General features: G+C 59.2%; 15 protein-coding genes and 3 pseudogenes. 4 read left to right on the top strand and 14 right to left on the bottom strand.

Annotation, left to right across the window (positions count from 1 at the left end):
- Positions 1-102 (top strand): annotated as a pseudogene (sdhB, locus tag J2W46_RS30320) (succinate dehydrogenase iron-sulfur subunit); the annotation flags it as partial.
- An 86-nt stretch (positions 103-188) separates the two neighbouring features.
- Here sdhB and ppnP read toward each other — a convergent pair.
- From ppnP to J2W46_RS30305, 3 genes and pseudogenes are all read right to left on the bottom strand, one after another.
- Positions 189-509 carry a pyrimidine/purine nucleoside phosphorylase gene (gene ppnP / locus J2W46_RS30315; RefSeq protein ID WP_310358886.1) on the bottom strand — a complete coding sequence of 107 codons (321 nt, stop codon included), beginning with the start codon at positions 507-509 and terminating at the stop codon, positions 189-191.
- Positions 510-667: 158 nt separating this feature from the next.
- Positions 668-1372: a hypothetical protein gene (locus tag J2W46_RS30310; RefSeq protein WP_310358884.1), complete on the bottom strand. Its 705-nt coding sequence runs from the start codon at positions 1370-1372 to the stop codon at positions 668-670.
- 87 nt (positions 1373-1459) lie between these two features.
- Positions 1460-1843: pseudogene (locus tag J2W46_RS30305) on the bottom strand (helix-turn-helix domain-containing protein); the annotation flags it as partial.
- A 65-nt stretch (positions 1844-1908) separates the two neighbouring features.
- On the opposite strand from J2W46_RS30305, the gene J2W46_RS30300 reads away from it, so the two are divergent.
- Both J2W46_RS30300 and J2W46_RS30295 read left to right on the top strand, forming a co-directional pair.
- On the top strand, positions 1909-2424 hold the full coding sequence (locus tag J2W46_RS30300; RefSeq protein WP_310358881.1) for a hypothetical protein: 516 nt from the start codon (positions 1909-1911) through the stop codon (positions 2422-2424).
- A 325-nt stretch (positions 2425-2749) separates the two neighbouring features.
- Positions 2750-5116 (top strand): DUF6531 domain-containing protein, encoded by a 2367-nt coding sequence (locus tag J2W46_RS30295; protein ID WP_310358879.1) that lies wholly within the window; start codon positions 2750-2752, stop codon positions 5114-5116.
- 49 nt (positions 5117-5165) lie between these two features.
- Here J2W46_RS30295 and J2W46_RS30290 read toward each other — a convergent pair whose 3' ends face one another.
- The 11 genes and pseudogenes from J2W46_RS30290 to J2W46_RS30240 all read right to left on the bottom strand — a co-directional run bounded on the left by J2W46_RS30290 (position 5166) and on the right by J2W46_RS30240 (position 17234).
- Positions 5166-5984 carry a hypothetical protein gene (locus tag J2W46_RS30290; protein WP_310358876.1) on the bottom strand — a complete coding sequence of 273 codons (819 nt, stop codon included), beginning with the start codon at positions 5982-5984 and terminating at the stop codon, positions 5166-5168.
- A gap of 36 nt (positions 5985-6020) precedes the next feature.
- A complete protein-coding gene (locus J2W46_RS30285; protein ID WP_310358873.1) occupies positions 6021-6767 on the bottom strand; it encodes an alpha/beta hydrolase in 747 nt (248 codons plus the stop codon).
- 132 nt (positions 6768-6899) lie between these two features.
- Positions 6900-7250, bottom strand: coding sequence for a DUF4148 domain-containing protein (locus J2W46_RS30280; protein WP_087752657.1), 351 nt, complete (start codon positions 7248-7250; stop codon positions 6900-6902).
- Positions 7251-7691: 441 nt separating this feature from the next.
- Positions 7692-8330: an FkbM family methyltransferase gene (locus J2W46_RS30275; protein ID WP_251031799.1), complete on the bottom strand. Its 639-nt coding sequence runs from the start codon at positions 8328-8330 to the stop codon at positions 7692-7694.
- A 351-nt stretch (positions 8331-8681) separates the two neighbouring features.
- Positions 8682-9137 (bottom strand): MEKHLA domain-containing protein, encoded by a 456-nt coding sequence (locus J2W46_RS30270; protein WP_310358869.1) that lies wholly within the window; start codon positions 9135-9137, stop codon positions 8682-8684.
- Between the two features lie 105 nt (positions 9138-9242).
- Positions 9243-9975, bottom strand: a pseudogene (locus tag J2W46_RS30265) (transporter substrate-binding domain-containing protein).
- Between the two features lie 631 nt (positions 9976-10606).
- Positions 10607-13018 (bottom strand): RNA polymerase sigma factor RpoD, encoded by a 2412-nt coding sequence (gene rpoD, locus J2W46_RS30260; protein ID WP_087752659.1) that lies wholly within the window; start codon positions 13016-13018, stop codon positions 10607-10609.
- Between the two features lie 92 nt (positions 13019-13110).
- On the bottom strand, positions 13111-14979 hold the full coding sequence (gene dnaG, locus J2W46_RS30255) for a DNA primase (RefSeq protein ID WP_087752660.1): 1869 nt from the start codon (positions 14977-14979) through the stop codon (positions 13111-13113).
- Positions 14980-15054: 75 nt separating this feature from the next.
- A complete protein-coding gene (locus J2W46_RS30250; RefSeq protein WP_027805093.1) occupies positions 15055-15501 on the bottom strand; it encodes a GatB/YqeY domain-containing protein in 447 nt (148 codons plus the stop codon).
- Positions 15502-15735: 234 nt separating this feature from the next.
- Entirely contained in the window at positions 15736-15948 is a 213-nt protein-coding gene (rpsU, locus tag J2W46_RS30245) for a 30S ribosomal protein S21 (protein ID WP_028196180.1), read from the bottom strand.
- A gap of 68 nt (positions 15949-16016) precedes the next feature.
- Entirely contained in the window at positions 16017-17234 is a 1218-nt protein-coding gene (locus J2W46_RS30240) for a BaiN/RdsA family NAD(P)/FAD-dependent oxidoreductase (protein WP_087752661.1), read from the bottom strand.
- 112 nt (positions 17235-17346) lie between these two features.
- Between J2W46_RS30240 and tsaD the strand changes: the two genes are divergently transcribed.
- Entirely contained in the window at positions 17347-18375 is a 1029-nt protein-coding gene (tsaD, locus tag J2W46_RS30235; protein ID WP_310358864.1) for a tRNA (adenosine(37)-N6)-threonylcarbamoyltransferase complex transferase subunit TsaD, read from the top strand.
- The last annotated feature ends 5 nt before the right edge of the window (positions 18376-18380 follow it).

The following is an 18380-nucleotide window of genomic DNA, read 5'->3' as shown; positions in this document are numbered from 1 at the left end:
TGCCACACGATCATGAACTGCGTCGACGTCTGTCCGAAAGGACTGAACCCGACCAAGGCGATCGGCAAGATCAAGGAATTGATGGTGCGTCGCGCGGTTTGAAGCACTTCCGATAGAACCTATCGGCATAGCATCGCGTTTGCCTGGAGTCTCGTTCCGAGACTCCAGCGCCACACGTTCAATCGCTGTTACAGATAGCTGCAGACATAGTCGAGCGTTTCGATCACGTCGATGTCGAAGCGGCTCTTGCCGGGCACCGAAAACGACTCGCCCGCGCGATAGGTCTTCCATTCGCCGCTGCCTTCAAGGCGGATGCGGCACTGGCCGGCTTGCACTTCCATCAGTTCGGGCGCGTCCGTTCCGAAGTTGAGCGTGCCCGGCAAAATCACGCCCAGCGTCTTGCGCGTGCCGTCCGCGAAGAGAACGGTGTGCGAAACGCACTTGCCGTCGAAATAGACGTTGGCACGTTTGATAACGGAAACCTGATCGAATTGCGTTGCGGCCGTCATGGCGGTCTTCCTATGAATCGTCGTGAAGGGGTGCGTTGGCGCCGCGTTGCGGCAGCCCATTGTGCGTAGTCTGCGCCGACCGTCTGCGCGAGCTTGCGGTCGAGCGCAACTCGCCATCATACAGACGTCGCGCATCGACATCGGCATAACGCCGAACATCAATCAGGCTTACGCCAGCGGCCCGAATCCGGACACACGACGACCGGTTCGCCATTCAGCAATACCTGCTCTTCAGCGGGCTGTGAGATGGGTAAAGGTGCAACGTCGAATTCGACTTGAAGCGCGCGTGCGACATGTACGTCTTCGATAGGAAGCTCCCACGTCAGGAAGATCTGCACGCTATCGCGATCCGGCGTGAAGTCGTCCACGTTGAAGCCGCTGCTGCCTCGCCGGATCACACCATGAGGCTGACCTGTGTCGAATATCACGGCCGTTCCGCGCGTCAACGGAATGCGCTGCCCCGAAGAGGCGAAATGCAGGTCGAGCCCCTTGTCGTCGCTCAGGAACAGGTTGCAGAATGCCGCGCCGCCGTATTGCATGGCGTCATGGTGATACCTGGCGCCGCGGCAAGCCATTAAGGCGACGTCGCTAGAGGCAAGTACGTCGGGCAATCCGAGTGAGCGCGTCCAGTCCGACATCGCCTGAACACAGAGCGTGTAATCCGGCCAACGCATACGTGTTCGCGCGAAAGGCATGACTTCGACATCGCCGGGATCGAGAACCATGCGCGACGACGTCTCCCTCTCCCAATCGACCAGCACACGATGAGGCAGTTCGGGCACGTCGACGACGCCCGACAGCACGATGTCGCTCACGCGCCGTGTGCGAATGGCGTCGCCACTGGAGAAACAGGAGATCAGCATGTCTGGCGCTCGATGCCATTGGGAAGGCAAAACATCCGCATATTGTAGCGATAGCGAGCCGCTCGCTCGCGCTGCGCCAGCCGCTTGCTAGTCAACAGAACTACCGCCCGCCGCTGCATAACGGCCGGGGGTGGTTCCCGTTGCGCGCCTGAACATGTCGCTGAAAGCGCTCACGTTCTCGTAGCCTAGTTCGAGTGCAATGGTCGTGACGCTGACACCATCGGCGACCAGTTCCAACGCGCGCAGCAATCTGGCCTGTGCGCGCCATTGCGCGAAGCTGAGCCCCGTCTCGGCGACGAACCGCCTGCTCAGCGTGCGCGGCGAATGCCCTGCCCACTCGGCCCATTGTTCGAGACGGCGCGTGTCGGACAGATTGCAAACGAGCGCGTCGGTGATGCGCACTAGCCGTGCGTCTTCTGGGCCCGGCAAGCCCAGCAATTCCGCCTTCGACGCCGCCAGTTCGTCAAGGATCGTTCGGCCAGCAGACCACGAAAGACCTGTCGCCCGACGAATTCAGTTCGATGCAGAGCAGGACCATGACCGAAGAGAGCTACAAGCGGCTGGCCAACAGCGTGCGTGAAGTGACCGGCGTTGATGCGACGCCCGAGGCCTGGAAGGAGATCATCAATGGCTACATGATCGGGCCGCTGACGGGCATTGCGATGACGTTCAACGAGCCCGGCGAAAAGGGCCCCGCGCCGACCAACCGGGAACAACTCGGGCTGTGGGACGCGTTCGGCGCGTCGCGCATGCTCAAGAAGAATGCGCGTGAAGTCGAAACGCTGTTCTATACCGAAGCTAGGCCTGAAGAACGAGACATTCCGGGCAGGAGTGGCCGATACATCCAAGTCGCGCCCGTTCCCCGCGTTCACCGCTCCGACCAGTCACGATCTGCGCGACCTGGAGAATCACTACCGCGACAACGAAGCGATCCTGACGCTCGTTGCGGAACTCCGGGATGCGCGGGTATTCGTTCTCCAGCTGGGACGGTCCCACCAGGTCATAGCACGCTGCTGGCGCGCGGAATCAGACCGCGATCTCGCCGCGCTTGAAGAGTTGAGGCTTCGGCTGGATGCAGAGGAGGTGCGGGCCGGTCTCGCCGCACCAGCTGGGTCAGTACAGCGTGGAAGCTTGCGGTGGGCTGCCGCATTCTGTAATGAACTTTACCGGGTAGGCATGCCTATTCCTACGGCTGAATAGATGAAGTCTGACAAACGAAGTTGTGGAGTCCTACGTTTAAATCCATTCAGCATGATTTAAGTTATCCTTGGTGAAAGTCAGGTGTAATTTTAAGAGTTGTCGCATTCCTCGTTCTTGGCGGTCCCGGTAGGTTGGTTGTGCATCAAACAACCATTCAATAACCGGCAGGGACGAAAAATGAAAAGACGCCGACGCTTGGGAGTGGCGACTGTATTCGCGAGACGCCTCTTTCCAGCTTTCACGCTGTTCCTCTCAATCAACGCAAACGCGGCAGACTGCTCGTCGCTATATGCGCAGTCCGGCGCGACGCCGGGTTCCCCGACGTGCAAGCTCGATGTAACTTCAAATTCGCCCACAGGAATGGGGAATTACGCCTGCATCAATGACCTTGTGCAGATTGAGCAGTGGTGTAACACACCGGCCGACCCGCCCGCAGATGGAACTTGCTCCGTCGCTGATCCGGTGTTCCCTGCTAACGGCATCGTCACCCTTTCGGAGACAGACTTCGCCAGCGGCGACGCTTCACCTCTTGTGTTTGCCCGCAGCTATCTTTCAAAGCCATTCGACAAAGCACAATCAGCTATGGGCGGATATTGGGTAAGCAACTGGCAGCGAAGGCTTGATCTGACCGCTGTCAATGCAAGCGCGCCTAAAATCACAGCCTACCAGAGCAGCGGACAGCCCCTGATCTTTAGGCCCAGCGGCGGAGCGTGGACCGTACCGGGAACTTCGGGCGTATCCCTGACGAAAAGTAGCGACGGTTACTACTACCTGAAAGACGAGCGACTCGGTACAACCGAGACATATTTTTTTGATACGGGTCGGCTGCACTCCGAGACAACGCGAATGGGCTTCTATCGCGAAGTTATCTATGATGGACAGCGAATAGATGCAATCGCACAGTGGCCCGTTGATCGGGTCGGGCAAACACCGTCGAGGCTGACGCTTAGCCTGACGTACGACAGTAGCGGTCGCGTCGTGAGCGTGGTACCGCCTTCGGGTAATGCCACGCACTATGCGTACGATACGAAAGGTAATCTCACTTCAGTAACCGCGCCAATCGGCTATGTACGTCAATACTTGTACGAGGATGCCCGCTTCCCCAATGCGTTGAGCGGCATAAAGGACGAATCGGGCTCGCGAATCGCGACATGGTCCTACGATTCCAAGGGGCGCACAATCTCCGTTACGCATCCTGACACGACGCGCAATGTTTCGTTAGCCTACGGCTCCGGCACTACAACGGTCGGCAACTCGACTGGCAACACCATATATTCATTCATCGTCGGCGACGCGTCGCGTCCTGCATCGATTGCTACGCCCGGTGGCACGGTGTCCCGCACATGGGACACGTCTGGAAACCTTAAACAGAAAACAACCCCGGATGGTAATACCCAATACACCTGGGACGCCGTGAATCGGCCAACAAAAGCCACAGCAATCGTTGACGACATCAAGACGGTAACGACCGTCGAATACAGTGACGGCAATTCGCTGCGGCCGCACCTTGTGGCAACACCTGGAAAACTCAGGGCGTTCGTTTACGACACAGCAGGCAACGTCACTGGCTACGCTGAATGGCAGACCACGGACCAGACGGGCGAACAGGGATTGCACGCAGTCGCGGCAGGCGATCAGATGACCGTAGGGGCGCGCTACGATGCGGCGGGCCGAATGCTGTCTGCTACGGTCGTACGGAACGGTGCGACGACCGAAGACTGGACATATACGTATGACGTACGCGGCAACATCGCCACCACAATAGATGCCGTATCGGGATGGGCGATGCGGACTCTCAGCCGTAACTCCGAAAACCGTGCGACGCAGATAGCTGGTAATAGCGGTCAGGCAAGCGTCGCCTACGACGAGCGCGGTCGTGTCAAGAACTTCCAGTACAACGAGCCGGCAAGCACAATTAACGGAGGGCGGGCTCGTGTATTAACAGTGGACTATCAGTACGCAGCCAGCGGTACCGTTTCGTCGCGTTCGGCGAAGGTTTCTACCAACGGTGGATGGTGGCAACCAATAAGCGACACTGAACTTGGAGCATGGCTTGCCAATTGGGAACTAGGTAATGATCCGGTGGCTCCTCCTGCCAACCTCAGCGGCGTTAAGTCGGATGACCAGGCATTCGTTCCTGACATGTGTGTTGAGTGCTACGTCAGTTGGAAAGCGAAATTGACAGGCAGACTTTATCAAAACGAAGTTAGCGAGGCGCTTCCGAAGTGGGGAGAGACAACGGAGTTGATGCTGGCTGCTCAATCGCAGCTTCCCGTCATCTACCTCATACCCGAACTTGCGGCATCTTCGAAGAGGTCGATGATTTACACTGATTCTGTCTCCTCAGCCAAAAGCCTGGACAATGGATTCGTCAAGTGTGGAGGGAGCGGAGATAATGAATGGCGTGAAGCGGACTGTCACGCAAAGTACGAGCGCGATGTCTTCAAGTGCAACACGTTCGCCAAATACATGGGTGGTTTGCCCGGCCTCGCGCTTTGCAAGAAGCAGGCGTTTGATGACTACCAGGAATGCAGAGGACACTGACGATGAAATTTCCACCATGTTCAGTGGTCGTTACTTACGATCAGGACCGTCAACGGTTGATCCTGCAGACAGCCGACCGGGCAAAAATAGCCGGGGCGCTCAAAGGGGAATCCGAGATTCCGGTTTTGCTTGATGACTTTAAGTTCAAGCTTGACGACGAATTCGCGCGTCGATTCGGCGCCGGCGTGCTCGCTCTAGTTGCGCTCGGCCAACCTGATCTCAAGCAATACATCAGCTTTACAGAGGCACCGCCCGACGAGCCGTCAGACGAGTAAGTTGTTCGCGATGGGTGACTCGACCTAACGGCGCGACGCTGGTCGGGCAGCAGCGTGTCAAGCACCCAGCGCTGCACGTTAATTGCATGCAGGTTCGCCGCACGTGCCAGTTCTGCGCCCACGAACATCGTGGCGAAGTTGGCGAACCACAGCCGTTCGCCGCGGGCGGCATCCGTCGGGCGCATGAGTTCGTCGCATTTCTGCTGGATGAGCAGTGGCAAACGGTCTTGGTTGGCAACCAGCCATTGCGGATGGATGATTCCGGCGTGCCCATAGTTGCGTGCCACCTGGTGGGTAATGGGCATTTCGCTAATCCATTGCCGGTCGTCAGGATCGATGCGGGGCAACTGCACTTCAGTGAGGCGGTTGAGGACCGCGACGTGATCCGCCTCCGCGCCGTTGACCAGCATTTCGCGGATTGACTTGTTGGCGCTGGAGAGGAACATCGCACGCCAGCTTGTCCCTTTGACGAGGTGCTGCTGTGCGTTCAGCCGCTTCGGCACGACGGCAACTGACGCGCATTGATCGAACGGTGGCCGCGTCGCCGAACCCTGGCAGATGAAATTCGATGCGCGTGCGCGAGCCTGCAACAATTCCAGCCACAGCGACGCGCTGGCGTTGATACATCTTCACTGCTGCGCATGCTTCGCTGCGTCTTCGATCACCGCGGCGACTTCCTTGGGACGCGATTCATACACGGAGTGGCTTGCACCCGCCAGTACCGTAGTGTGGCTATGCGCGCGCTGGTAGTAAAAGCGCTCGAGGTCCGGATTGATGATCTTGTCGTCGGCCGCCACGATGCCCCAACTCGGCTTCATGGTCCAGGCGGCAACCTTTATCGGCTCGGAGAAGACCTTGGCTGCCGTGAGGATTTGCGCGCGTGACTCGAACTCCGCTTCCTTGAGCGGCAGATCGGCTGCGAAATCTTTCGCGAAATCGGCGGGATTCAGATAGGTGTAACCGTCGTCCGTCTTCTTGATGGCGCCTGCCTGCTGCGACGTGTAGCTGGGCGTCTTCTTACCCAGATCGCTTTCGTCTTCGCCCACTGCCGGCGCATGAGCCGCCACGTACACCAGCCCCGCTACTTTCGGATCGACGCCGGCCTCGGTGATCACCGAGCCACCATAGCTATGCGCGACCAGAATGGTGGGACCGTCCTGCATGTCGATCACCCGCTTCGCTGCGGCCACGTCGTCGTCGAGCGAGGTCAGCGGCTCCTGCACCATTGTCACGTGGTAGCCGTCTTTGGTCAGGATGTCATAGACCGGTCTCCACCCCGAGCCGTCGACCCACGCGCCATGAACGAGAACGATATTGCGGATCGGCGCTTTGGCGGGTTGCGTGTCCTGCGCCATTGCGCTGGCGGATGCGAACATGCATGCAGACAAGGAAAGAACCGTTGCGGCTAATGGCAAAATTTTCACGACGAAACTCCATTGAGAACGATTAGATAACTAGGTGGGATCCTGTGCATGACTGCATGGTCCACAGGATCCGGCGTGCGGCACTTAACTACCGGCGTAGAGGTTGCAGAAGCTGACTGGGCCGACGCACGCAGATTGCATTGCGGTATGCGACGCAGCACCCGACGCCGAACTGCCGCTTTGCGCGACACCGCCGACGGCTTGCATCGTCAGTTGCTGGTCGCCTTGTGCTGCGACTTTTGCTTCTGCTGCCTGGACATCTGCCGGGTAGTTAACATCGTCACCGCTGGTAGGCCGATATCCAGCGTGCTCGACGCGGACGAGATCCGCACGAACTTCCGCACGTGTGAGCGGAGCGCTGCTTTGAGCGAAGCTGAGTACCGGAGCGCCGAGAGCGGAAACGGCGAGAGCGAGGCTTACGAACAATTTGGACATGATCAATACTCCTTAATTAAGTGAATGGTTCGCGGCGGCAAGCCGCGGATAAAATCGCTTTGCACAGACCGGCAGGATCATCTCCGCCGAACAACAATTACTATCGGATTCCTAACTATCCGACTTTCCGGTCTCACGGGTCGGCATTCGTTCCTTCGAACTTCCTTCTCGTCGGGTTCCGGATTAATGCGTTTGCATCTGGCTACATAGGGGCAAACACAGGGCCCCGACGTTTATTCCAAAGTTTTTTGAAATTGATAGATCGCGGCGCTCACCTCGCGGCGAAGCCTTAGCAGGCGGCGTGCAAGCGGACATAAAGGAAAATGCAAGGAATGCGGTTGCGAGCCCGCGCACAAACGCCTGTTTGTTTCCGCGACGCGTGCGGCTGCGCGGCCCGGCATCCTGGTAAGAGACGCCGCGAAGTGCGCGTTCGCGCCGCCCTTATAGCTGGTAGCGGAAGATTCTGGACTTATCTACCCTGAAAATCAGCGAAAGATGCGTCCAGCTGACGAGCCTATAACCGCGCTTCTCAAGATAGTCGTACACTTTCGAGCCGACGACATCCCGCATTGAAGTAGACGAGGATTCGACAATGATGATTTTCGGCTTGTATTTTTCAATATTGATCGACATCAACACCTGATAATCGTGACCTTCGGCGTCGATGGAAAGCAGGTCGATCTCATGATCGGAGTAACGGCTATGTTCGAGCACGTCGTCCAACGTCGTGGTCTCGACGCTGCGCACCGATGTAGGCGACGCCGTTCCATTTGCGGCTACTTCGGGATCGAGAGTGGAGGTCAACCCATAGCTCGAGAAGTTATAGACGTTCTTTACAGCCTTTTCGCTTGAAATAGCCGCGCACACATTTGTGTCGGACGCCCGCGCGAGTCTGAAGGCCTCGATCTTGATGGGGTCCATATCAATGTTGATGCCCCGCCAGCCGCGCTTGTACAACGCATACGTGTTTGAAAACTTGATTGGGTGATAAGCACCCACATCCACATAGACGCCCTTGGAGCACGCAGGGCTGATTATCTCGCGGAGCACAGCATCTTCTCCGAACTGGGAATAATACAAGCGTGCTCCCCGTGTCAGCCACGTTTTGCGCACAAGCCAAAGAAAATGCCCGAAGGTCTTAAGCGAACTCATAGTAGCCCCACGCCCTGAAATCGATGCGATGGCGGAAGACTAATCAACATTCAGCGCTTTTCAAGGACATTAACTCAACGAATTGGGCCTTTCAGAAACAGGGGCTTATCATTTGCGTCTTTCGAAGACTTGATGTGCTAAGTCTTTAACACCCCTCAGCAGGCCGTCACTTTATTCTCAGTGCCTGAAAATCACCGCATAAAAAGATCTGCTTGATGTCGCGGGCTCGCAGCCCGGAAGAAGCGATTATGTCGTTGCTTTCGGGCCAGCATAGGATCTTTAGAACTTCGCAATCTGCGGAATCATGGCCGCCTGGCCACGCACCACGCCTGAGTCGTCGAATAACTGCCACACCGTTGCATGCTCGATCCAGAAACGCTGCCCGGACTTCGTAATGCGAATGCCGCGATACCCGGTGACGAAACCGTCGCGCGCGACCTGATCCAGAAACGCCTGACGCTCCCCGCGCTCCGGAAGTTCCGCTGAAAGCCGCGAGCGCAGAGACGTGATCTCTTCCCAGTCGTATCCGAAGATCGTCTGCGCTTTTGAGTTGCCATAGATAAACATCGGGTCGGCCTGCGTATCGTGCGCGAGAAGGCCAAACGGCGCTGACGAATAGAGCCATGCAGCGCCCTCGGTGTCGCCAATGCCGGACGGCACCAGCGATTTACCGAGCAAACGGCGATAGCTATTCGTGAGGAGGCGGAAGAATTCGACATCCGTCTTCAGTGACATGGTGTAGATCGCTCCAAATCTGGTTATCCAAAGCAGTGCAATGGGACCATTGTGAATACCGCTCGTCGCAACACGTGCGAGATTACGCAAATCACGACCGTTCTATCAACCGACAGAGAGAACGGGATCGATCTCTTTGTGCGTGAAGCCAAACCTCGCCATTTGCTCGCGATGCGCGGCCGAGCCCAAATACGATCGCAATTCACGGTCGACCGCATGGCGCAGATCATCGCTGTTCTTGCTGAACGAAAATGCACCAAAGGATATTTCGAGCGCGCTGCCTGTCACAGGCCGATGCTCGACTGCACGAAGCACCGAGCCGCCAATGCGCTCAGCCAGTATGCGATTCCCGAGGGCGGTGCTCGCATAAGCGTCCACGGTGCCTGAGCGAACTGCTTCTATCGCTTCAGCCTGCTGCTGAAAGACGACAATCTGGTCCTCGCTTACGCCAGCCGCTCTGGCCGACTCGTGCTGCACCTGTCCTGCGATGATGCCAAGCCGGGCATCGCGCCGCTTGGCGACCGACGCATAGCTGTCCAAGCGCCTTGTCGTTGTCTGCACGAACGAGAAAGCCGTCTGCCATTGCCCAGACGGGAACGCTGAAGGCCACCTGCTGTGCCCGCTCCGGCGTGATGAACAGAGGAACGTTCATGTCCCAGCGCCCAGTTGCTACGCCATCAAGCAACTCGCTAAATGTAGTGAGGCAATGCTCGATCTCCGTCGCACCAATGGCACGAAGAACAACCGTGGCCAGATCGATATCGGCGCCCATAGCCGCCCCGTCCGGTCCGCTCCATCCAAACGGAGGTTCTTCCAGATACGCAATCCGAATCTTCATTGCTGCCTCGCACATCCGCGAAGTCGATGGTGCGTCGATTGTACTGGCGCACGCGGCATCGCAAGAAAACGCAAAGTCTGATGCAAAGAAAAAGCCACCCATGAAGGGTGGCTTTTCAATGTTTGGTGGGCCTCCCGTGAGTCGAACACGGCACCAACGGATTATGCTAACCAGCTACGGCTTTCGCCGCCCCTTTCGGGTTTGTGGTCTGGACTGTCTCTTGTCTTTACGACCTGCCCGTTCAGTCTCTACACGTTCTCTCAAAGAGAGCTTCGCTCGGGATTGCCACGCTGCAAGAACAGCAGAGGTTTCCCCGAATTTGAGCAGTTCTACCAAGGGGCAGAGCTAACTTACCCCAAGGCAACCCATTCATGACTCACCATGCCGTGCTGCGAGGTTTAGGTGAGTCTTTGCTAAGTCCGCTGCTCTAACCAAGCATGAGCTAGAGGCCCTGAGAGCTCGAGATTTTACCGTATCTGAAGCTACCAACGTACAGCATGTTGCGCATGCCTGTTTGTCGAGTGGCCGCCATACTACACGAAAAAGGGGCCTCCGCGACCGCTCCGCTTTGACGGAACAATTGGGAGACCCCTTCAAACTGCTACTTACTCAAGACGGCCACACCTGCCGATCAGTTGCCCTCAAGGAACGACTTGAGTTTGTCCGAGCGGCTCGGATGACGCAGCTTGCGCAGCGCCTTTGCCTCGATCTGACGAATCCGCTCACGCGTGACGTCGAACTGTTTGCCGACTTCTTCAAGCGTGTGATCGGTGCTCATCTCGATACCGAAACGCATGCGCAGCACCTTCGCTTCGCGCGGCGTCAACGAATCGAGCACGTCTTTGACAACGTCGCGCATGCTCGCGTGCAACGCGGCGTCTGCCGGCGCTACGGTGTTCGTATCTTCGATAAAGTCGCCCAGATGCGAATCGTCGTCGTCACCAATCGGCGTTTCCATCGAGATCGGCTCTTTCGCGATCTTCATGATCTTGCGGATCTTGTCTTCCGGCATTTCCATCTTCTCGGCCAGCGTTGCCGGATCCGGCTCGAGGCCGGTTTCCTGCAGAATCTGACGCGAGATGCGGTTCATCTTGTTGATCGTTTCGATCATGTGGACCGGAATACGGATCGTGCGCGCCTGGTCCGCGATGGAACGCGTGATGGCCTGACGGATCCACCACGTTGCATACGTGGAAAACTTGTAGCCACGACGATATTCGAACTTGTCCACCGCCTTCATCAGGCCGATGTTGCCTTCCTGAATCAGGTCGAGGAACTGCAGACCGCGGTTCGTGTACTTCTTCGCAATCGAAATCACGAGACGCAGGTTTGCCTCGGTCATTTCGCGCTTCGCCTGGCGCGCCTTCAGTTCGCCGGCCGCCATTTGACGGTTGGTTTCCTTCAGGTCCTTCAGCGGCAGCACCACACGCGCCTGCAGATCCAGCAGACGTTGTTGCTGCTCGCGAATGGCCGGAATGTTCCGCGTGAGGATCGCGCTGTACGCGTGACCTTCGCTGACGATCTTGTCGGCCCACTCGAGGTCCGTTTCGCTACCCGGGAAACGCGCGATGAACTCCGCACGCGGCATGCCGCACTTGTCGACCACCGTATGCAGGATCTGGCGCTCGACCTGACGCACTTCGTCCACCTGCGCACGCAACGTGTCGCACAAACGCTCGACGGTGCGCGCGGTGAAGCGGATCGTCATCAGCTCGTTCTGGATGGTTTCCTGCGCTTTCAGGTACGACTTCGACTTGTAGCCTTCCTTCTCGAACGCGCGACGCATCTTGTCGAACCATTCGCTGATCAGCGCGAATTTTTCGAGCGACGCACGCTTGAGCGCTTCCATTTGCGCTGCGTTGGCCGTGGCCTGCGCGGTGCCGTCGTCTTCTTCTTCGTCCTCTTCGTCTTCTTCCTCGGCTTCTTCGTCCTCGCTCTCGATCGCTTCCGCTTCCTGCACGGAGAAGCCGTCCGCGTCTTCTGCGTCGGCGTCGATCAGGCCGTCGACCAGTTCGTCGATGCGGATTTCCTCGTTCGCGACGCGCTCTGCCATGGCGAGAATGTCGGCGATCGTGGTCGGGCACGCGGAAATGGCCATCACCATGTGCTTCAGGCCGTCTTCGATACGCTTGGCGATTTCAATCTCGCCTTCGCGCGTCAGCAGTTCGACCGTGCCCATTTCGCGCATGTACATGCGCACCGGGTCGGTCGTGCGGCCGAATTCCGAGTCGACGGTGGACAGCGCAACTTCCGCCTCTTCTTCGACTTCGTCGTCTGACGAAGCGGCGGGCGCGTTGTCGTTCAGCAGCAGCGTTTCAGCGTCGGGCGCCTGCTCGTACACAGCCACGCCCATGTCGTTGAACGTGCTGATGATGCCTTCGATCGCCTCGGTCTCGGTGAAGTTGTCCGGCAGGTGATCGTTGATTTCAGCGTATGTGAGGAAACCGCGCTCCTTGCCGAGCTTGATGAGCGCGCGCAATTTGGAGCGGCGCTCCTCGAGTTCCTCCACCGTGCCGGGTGCCGATGAAGAAAACGCGTCTTTTAGAAGCGCCTTTTCTTTGGCACGGCGGTCGCGAGCCTTGGCCTTTTCCACTTTGCCGGAAGCGGCCACAGGGGTTTCTTCGCTCTGGGTTGCGTCGTCATCGACGGGTACTTCATTCAGCTTTTTCGTCATGGAGTTCGCCGTACCGGCTGTAGTCTCGACTCGCGGCTGGTGGACAACAGCCGGTTGAACCGTGGATACTGGAGTCTCGCGCACTGCCGCATCGTCCTGCGCGACAGCCGCTTCCCTTGCGCTTCTGACACCCGGTCGTTTCGCGGCCGGAGGTGGTACAGTTTTCGCCGCCTTGGCGACCGCCTTTGCCATCTGAGCCGGCTCCGCTCGCGCGGCCGGAGTGGCTAAAGACTTCTTCCCGGCAGCCGGTGTAACGCTAACGGCAGACGCTTTCCGGACGGAAGAATCTAACCTGGCCGAAGTGACCTTTCTGGTCTGCTCCCTGGAGCGTGGGCCGGGTGTGTTCTTTCCGTCTGTAGTCTTTGCCATCGCATCGCCTTTTCGCCTTTGCTAGGAAAACCCTTTGAAAAACAAACCGCTGGAAACCTTTTATTATACCACTCAGGTTTCTGCGCTTCCGCCTACAAGCCGAGCTGGCGCTTCATGTCAGCCCGCTTCCTGTTGAGCTCTGCAAGCTCCGCGAACTCCTCCGGCGTGTGCCGGGATTGTCGTGAAAGTTGCTCGAGACGATCGCAATAAGCGTCGTATCGCATCTTCAGAATCGCCGCTTTCAGCTCCTCTCCGACGATCCTCTCCTGCTCGCGCCGCTCTTCTATGACGGTCGCATCTTCCGGGTCCTTCAGCAACAAATCCCGGACATTTTCATCATAGTCCAGAATTTTGCGAAAGATTTCCTCGAAAGTTGGGGCGTTTGCGCCGTTTCGCAATAGGTCGGAGAGCAATTGAAACTCCGCCGAATCGCCGAGTGCGCGCGCATGCGTCGTCACTTCTTCAAATAGTTCGCCGTGCCGGGTCACGGTGAGAAGCGCCTGTTCGGCTTCTTCGTCGAGCACCGCGACCGTGCGCGGATACATCACAAGATTGCGCAGCGTCTTTTCTTCGATGCCAGTCACGCTGCGCCGGTCCTTACGGGCCGGCGCCGAACGCGCCGCCGCCGCAATGCGCGAGTCGACCTCGCAGAGCGCGGCAACCTCGTCGAACGGCACGTCGAGCCGATCGGCGAACATATGCATGATCTGCGCGCGCAGTGCATTGGCCGGCAGCGCCTGCAGCAGCGGCTTGGCGTCGAACAGCGCGCGTGCACGGCCTTCCGGCTGGTCCAGCTCCTTGCCGGCGAGCACCTCGTTAAGCATGAACTGCGAGAGCGGCATGGCGCGTTCCACCTGCTCGGCGAACGCCTCAGTACCAAACTCGCGGACGTAGCTGTCCGGGTCGTGTTCAGCAGGCAGAAACAGGAAGCGAATGGTCCGGTTGTCAGCCGCGTGCGGCAAACAGGCGTCCAATGCGCGCCGGGCGGCGCGCCGCCCGGCTGAATCGCCGTCGAAACTGAAGATGACCGTGTCGGTCTGGCGCATCAGCTTCTGCACATGAATCGGCGTGCAGGCCGTGCCCAACGTCGCGACCGCGTTCTGAAACCCCAATTGGGCCAGCGCGACCACGTCCATATAACCTTCGACGACCAACACGTAGTGCTGTTCCCGGATCGCAAGACGGGCCTCGAAAAGCCCGTACAACTCGCTGCCTTTGTTAAATAGAGGCGTTTCCGGCGAATTCAAATACTTCGGCTCGCCGCCGTCCAGCACCCGGCCGCCGAAGCCGATTACCTGCCCCTTCACGTTGCGTATAGGGAACATGATCCGCTCGCGAAAGCGGTCGTAGCGGCGATTCTGGCCCTGCGCGTCCGACTTCTCGCTGACGATTACCAGACCCGATTCGACAAGGGAATCGTCGCGATAGTTCGGAAAAGCCGTTTCCAGGTTCTGCCAGCCGTCCGGCGCGTAGCCCAACCCGAAGCGAGCGGCGATCTCGCCGGTCAGGCCGCGTTTCTTCAGATATTGAATCGCGACAGGCGCGCCGCGCAATTGCTTGCGGTAGTAGTCGCAAGCCGTCTGCATGACGTCGGAAAGCGCGGTAGTTACTGCTTTCGAGGCCGCCGGCGCATAGCCGCCGGAACCACCGCCTCCGTAGCCCGGAGAAGGCTCGTTCGGCACCGTCAATCCGACGGATTGCGCGAGTTCGTTGACGGCCTCGGGGAACGAGGCGCCGACGTGTTCCATCAGAAAGCCAATGGCCGTTCCATGCGCGCCGCAGCCGAAACAGTGATAAAACTGCTTGGTCGGGCTCACCGTGAACGACGGGCTTTTCTCGTTGTGAAACGGACACAGCCCCATGAAGTTCGCGCCGCCCTTCTTCAACTGCACATACCGCCCCACCACGTCGACGATATCGACCCGGTTGAGCAGATCCTGCAGGAATGACGGAGGAATCACGTTAGACGACGCCAGCTTAGGAGCTCGATACCGCGCGCGCCGCCCATGGCGGCCGCGCGGGCCACAACGCGCGGTTTACTTCGCGAGCGCAGCTTTGACTTGCGCGGAAACGGCGGTCATGTCGGCACGACCGGCGAGCTTCGGCTTCAGCACGCCCATCACCTTGCCCATGTCCTGCGGACCGGCGGCACCGGTTTGCGCGACGGCGGCCTGCACCTCGGCGACGATCTCCGCCTCTGACATCTGCGCAGGCATGTACGCCGACAGAATAGCCAATTCGGCCTTTTCCTTGTCCGCGAGGTCCGTGCGGCCGGCGCCTTCGAACTGGCTGATCGAGTCTTTACGCTGCTTGATCATCTTGTCGATAACAGCAGTGATTGCAGTGTCGTCGAGCGTCACGCGCTCGTCGACTTCACGTTGCTTGATCGCGGCGAGCAACAGGCGAATCGTGCCGAGACGCTCCGTTTCACGTGCCCGCATGGCGGCTTTCATATCGTCGTTGATCCGGTCTCTGAGGCTCATTACTCACCTGAATGCGTTGAAAATTGAAAAACCGGCCGAGTGGACTGCATCGACACTCACCAACACGAATACCCGCTTGGGACAGCTTCCTCAAGCGGGTTGGCGCAATGTGCGTAGTGGATGCGACCCTGCCGGCTGGTCCGAAAAGACCTTGTTTTCCGAGGCAGCACCTGTTGTGCCGTCACCGGTTGCATGTCGCGGCTCCGTTTGAGCGGAGCAGCGACAACGCCAGAATCAGTAGAATTTCTTTGGCAGCATCTGACCACGCAGACGCTTGAAATGACGCTTCACCGCAGCCGCCTTCTTGCGCTTACGCTCAGCCGTAGGCTTTTCGTAAAATTCGCGCGCACGAAGTTCCGTCAACAAACCGTTTTTCTCCATGGTGCGCTTGAAACGGCGCATGGCGACTTCAAACGGCTCGTTGTCTTTTACGCGGATGGTCGTCATTTTTCAATAACGGAACTTTGTAAAGGTTCAGGAGTATAGCAGAGCTTTCGCACAAAGCCATTGCGCCGTCAAGCCCCCCGGGCATACTCCGCAGCGGCCTCACCGGCCGCCACGCCTGACGCCCAGGCCCACTGAAAATTGTAGCCGCCGAGCCAGCCCGTTACGTCGACCGCCTCGCCGATGAAGTACAGGCCCGGCGCGCGGGCGCTCATCATCGAGGTGGACGAAAGGTCGCGCGTATCCACGCCACCGCGGGTCACTTCGGCCTTGCGGTAGCCTTCGGTGCCGTTCGGCGTGAGCGTCCAGCGCGACAAGGCTTCGCCGACACGGCGAAGCACCTTGTCCGGCAGGTCGGCCACGCGTGCTTCGGCGGGAATCTGATGGGTCTCGAGCCACACGTGGGCAAGCCGCTGCGGCACCCATTCCGACAACAGATTCGCAATCTGACGCCGCGTCCCGGTCTTCGCTTCAAGTAGCGCCGCGGCGGCGTCGCGGTCCGGCAGCAGATTGATGTGAATCGGCTCCCCCGGCTGCCAGTAGCTGGAGATCTGCAGCACGCCCGGCCCTGAGAGGCCGCGGTGCGTGAGCAGCAGGTCTTCTTCGAATTCAGCGCCTGACTTCTTGTTGCCGGTCGCGATCCGCACTTCCAGCGACACGCCGGAGAGCGCCGAAAACGGCTCCCAGTCGGCGGCGGCGAACGTGAGGGGAACGAGCGCGGGACGCGTGTCGATGAGCTTGTGGCCGAACTGCTTGGCAAGACGATAGGCAAAGTCGGTGGCGCCGATCTTCGGGATCGACAAGCCGCCCGTAGCGACGACAAGCGCCCGCGCCGCGATTGAACCCGCGTTGGTGTCGAGCGTGTAGCGGCCTTCCACGTCCTGCCTCACATGCTCGACCGAGAGCGGCGCACGCCATGCGACGCGTCCCGCGTCGCACTCGTTTTTCAGCACGTTGATGACGGCGTCGCTCGACTCGTTGCAGAAAAGCTGCCCCTTATGCTTCTCGTGCCACGTCACATGATGTCGCTTGAGCAGCGCCATGAAGTCGCGCGGTGTATAGCGGGCGAGCGCCGAGCGGCAAAAATGCGGATTCGCCGACAGATAATTGGCCGGGCCCGCATACAGGTTCGTGAAGTTGCAGCGGCCGCCGCCCGAGATCCGGATCTTCTCCGCGAGGCGCTGCGAGTGATCGATCAGCACCACGCGCCGGCCGAGTTGCCCGGCCACCGCCGCGCACATCATGCCGGCCGCGCCCGCGCCGATCACTGCAATATCGTAGGATTCCATGGGGCCGCATTGTACCTGCGCGCCTGCGGCGTCCTGGCTCGCACTGCTATACTTTAATGCTAACCTTTTTGCATTTCGGGTGCGTCCAAGCGCCCGTTTCAGCCCACCAGACATGCTCGTTCTCGGCATCGAAAGCTCCTGCGACGAAACCGGCCTCGCGCTCTACGACACCGAGCGCGGCCTGCTCGCGCACGCGCTGCATTCGCAGATTGCGATGCATCGCGAGTACGGCGGCGTGGTGCCCGAACTGGCGTCCCGCGACCACATCCGGCGCGCGCTGCCCTTGCTCGAAGAGGTCATGGAGCGGTCGGGCACGGCACGCGGCGACATCGACGCGATCGCCTACACGCAAGGGCCGGGGCTCGCGGGCGCCCTGCTGGTGGGCGCGAGCGTCGCCAATTCGCTTGCCATGGCCTGGGACAAGCCGACCATCGGCATTCATCATCTTGAAGGGCATTTGCTGTCGCCTTTGCTTGTCGACGAGCCGCCGCCGTTTCCGTTCGTCGCGTTGCTGGTATCGGGCGGCCATACGCAATTGATGCGCGTGACCGACGTGGGCGTCTACGAAACGCTGGGCGAAACGCTCGACGACGCAGCGGGCGAGGCCTTCGACAAAACCGCCAAGCTACTCGGCCTCGGCTATCCCGGCGGCCCAGAGGTTTCGCGCATGGCCGAATTCGGCACGCCGGGCGCGGTAGTGCTGCCGCGCCCCATGCTGCATTCAGGCGATCTGGACTTCAGCTTCAGCGGCCTTAAAACGGCCGTGCTTACCCACGCAAAAAAGCTTGGCGGCGCGAATATCTGCGAGCAGGCGAAAGCGGATCTGGCGCGCGGCTTCGTGGACGCTGCCGTCGAAGTGCTCGCAACCAAGTCGATCGCCGCGCTCAAGCGCACGAAGCTCAACCGGCTAGTCGTGGCGGGTGGCGTGGGTGCGAACCGGCAGTTGCGCGAGGCCCTTTCGGCCGCCGCGCAAAAGCGCAACTTCTACGTGCATTACCCGGATCTGTCGCTGTGCACGGACAACGGCGCAATGATTGCGCTCGCAGGCGCATTGCGGCTGCAACGCTGGCCCGATCAGTCGGGCAAGGACTACGCGTTCACCGTCAAACCCCGCTGGGATCTGACGTCACTCGCACGCTGACTGCT

The sequence above is a fragment of the Paraburkholderia strydomiana genome, from assembly GCF_031456815.1.
GTDB classification, from domain to species: Bacteria; Pseudomonadota; Gammaproteobacteria; order Burkholderiales; family Burkholderiaceae; genus Paraburkholderia; species Paraburkholderia caledonica.
This window is presented reverse-complemented; position numbering and strand designations above follow the sequence as displayed.

Coding starts and splice junctions, on each gene's coding strand:
- J2W46_RS30250 (WP_027805093.1), bottom strand. CDS start 15,501: ATGAGCCTCAGAGACCGGATCAACGACGATATGAAAGCCGCCATGCGG.
- J2W46_RS30285 (WP_310358873.1), bottom strand. CDS start 6,767: ATGTTCGCATCCGCCAGCGCAATGGCGCAGGACACGCAACCCGCCAAA.
- rpoD (WP_087752659.1), bottom strand. CDS start 13,018: ATGGCAAAGACTACAGACGGAAAGAACACACCCGGCCCACGCTCCAGG.
- J2W46_RS30240 (WP_087752661.1), bottom strand. CDS start 17,234: ATGGAATCCTACGATATTGCAGTGATCGGCGCGGGCGCGGCCGGCATG.
- J2W46_RS30295 (WP_310358879.1), top strand. CDS start 2,750: ATGAAAAGACGCCGACGCTTGGGAGTGGCGACTGTATTCGCGAGACGC.
- J2W46_RS30280 (WP_087752657.1), bottom strand. CDS start 7,250: ATGTCCAAATTGTTCGTAAGCCTCGCTCTCGCCGTTTCCGCTCTCGGC.
- J2W46_RS30310 (WP_310358884.1), bottom strand. CDS start 1,372: ATGCTGATCTCCTGTTTCTCCAGTGGCGACGCCATTCGCACACGGCGC.
- J2W46_RS30300 (WP_310358881.1), top strand. CDS start 1,909: ATGACCGAAGAGAGCTACAAGCGGCTGGCCAACAGCGTGCGTGAAGTG.
- J2W46_RS30270 (WP_310358869.1), bottom strand. CDS start 9,137: ATGTCACTGAAGACGGATGTCGAATTCTTCCGCCTCCTCACGAATAGC.
- rpsU (WP_028196180.1), bottom strand. CDS start 15,948: ATGACGACCATCCGCGTAAAAGACAACGAGCCGTTTGAAGTCGCCATG.
- ppnP (WP_310358886.1), bottom strand. CDS start 509: ATGACGGCCGCAACGCAATTCGATCAGGTTTCCGTTATCAAACGTGCC.
- tsaD (WP_310358864.1), top strand. CDS start 17,347: ATGCTCGTTCTCGGCATCGAAAGCTCCTGCGACGAAACCGGCCTCGCG.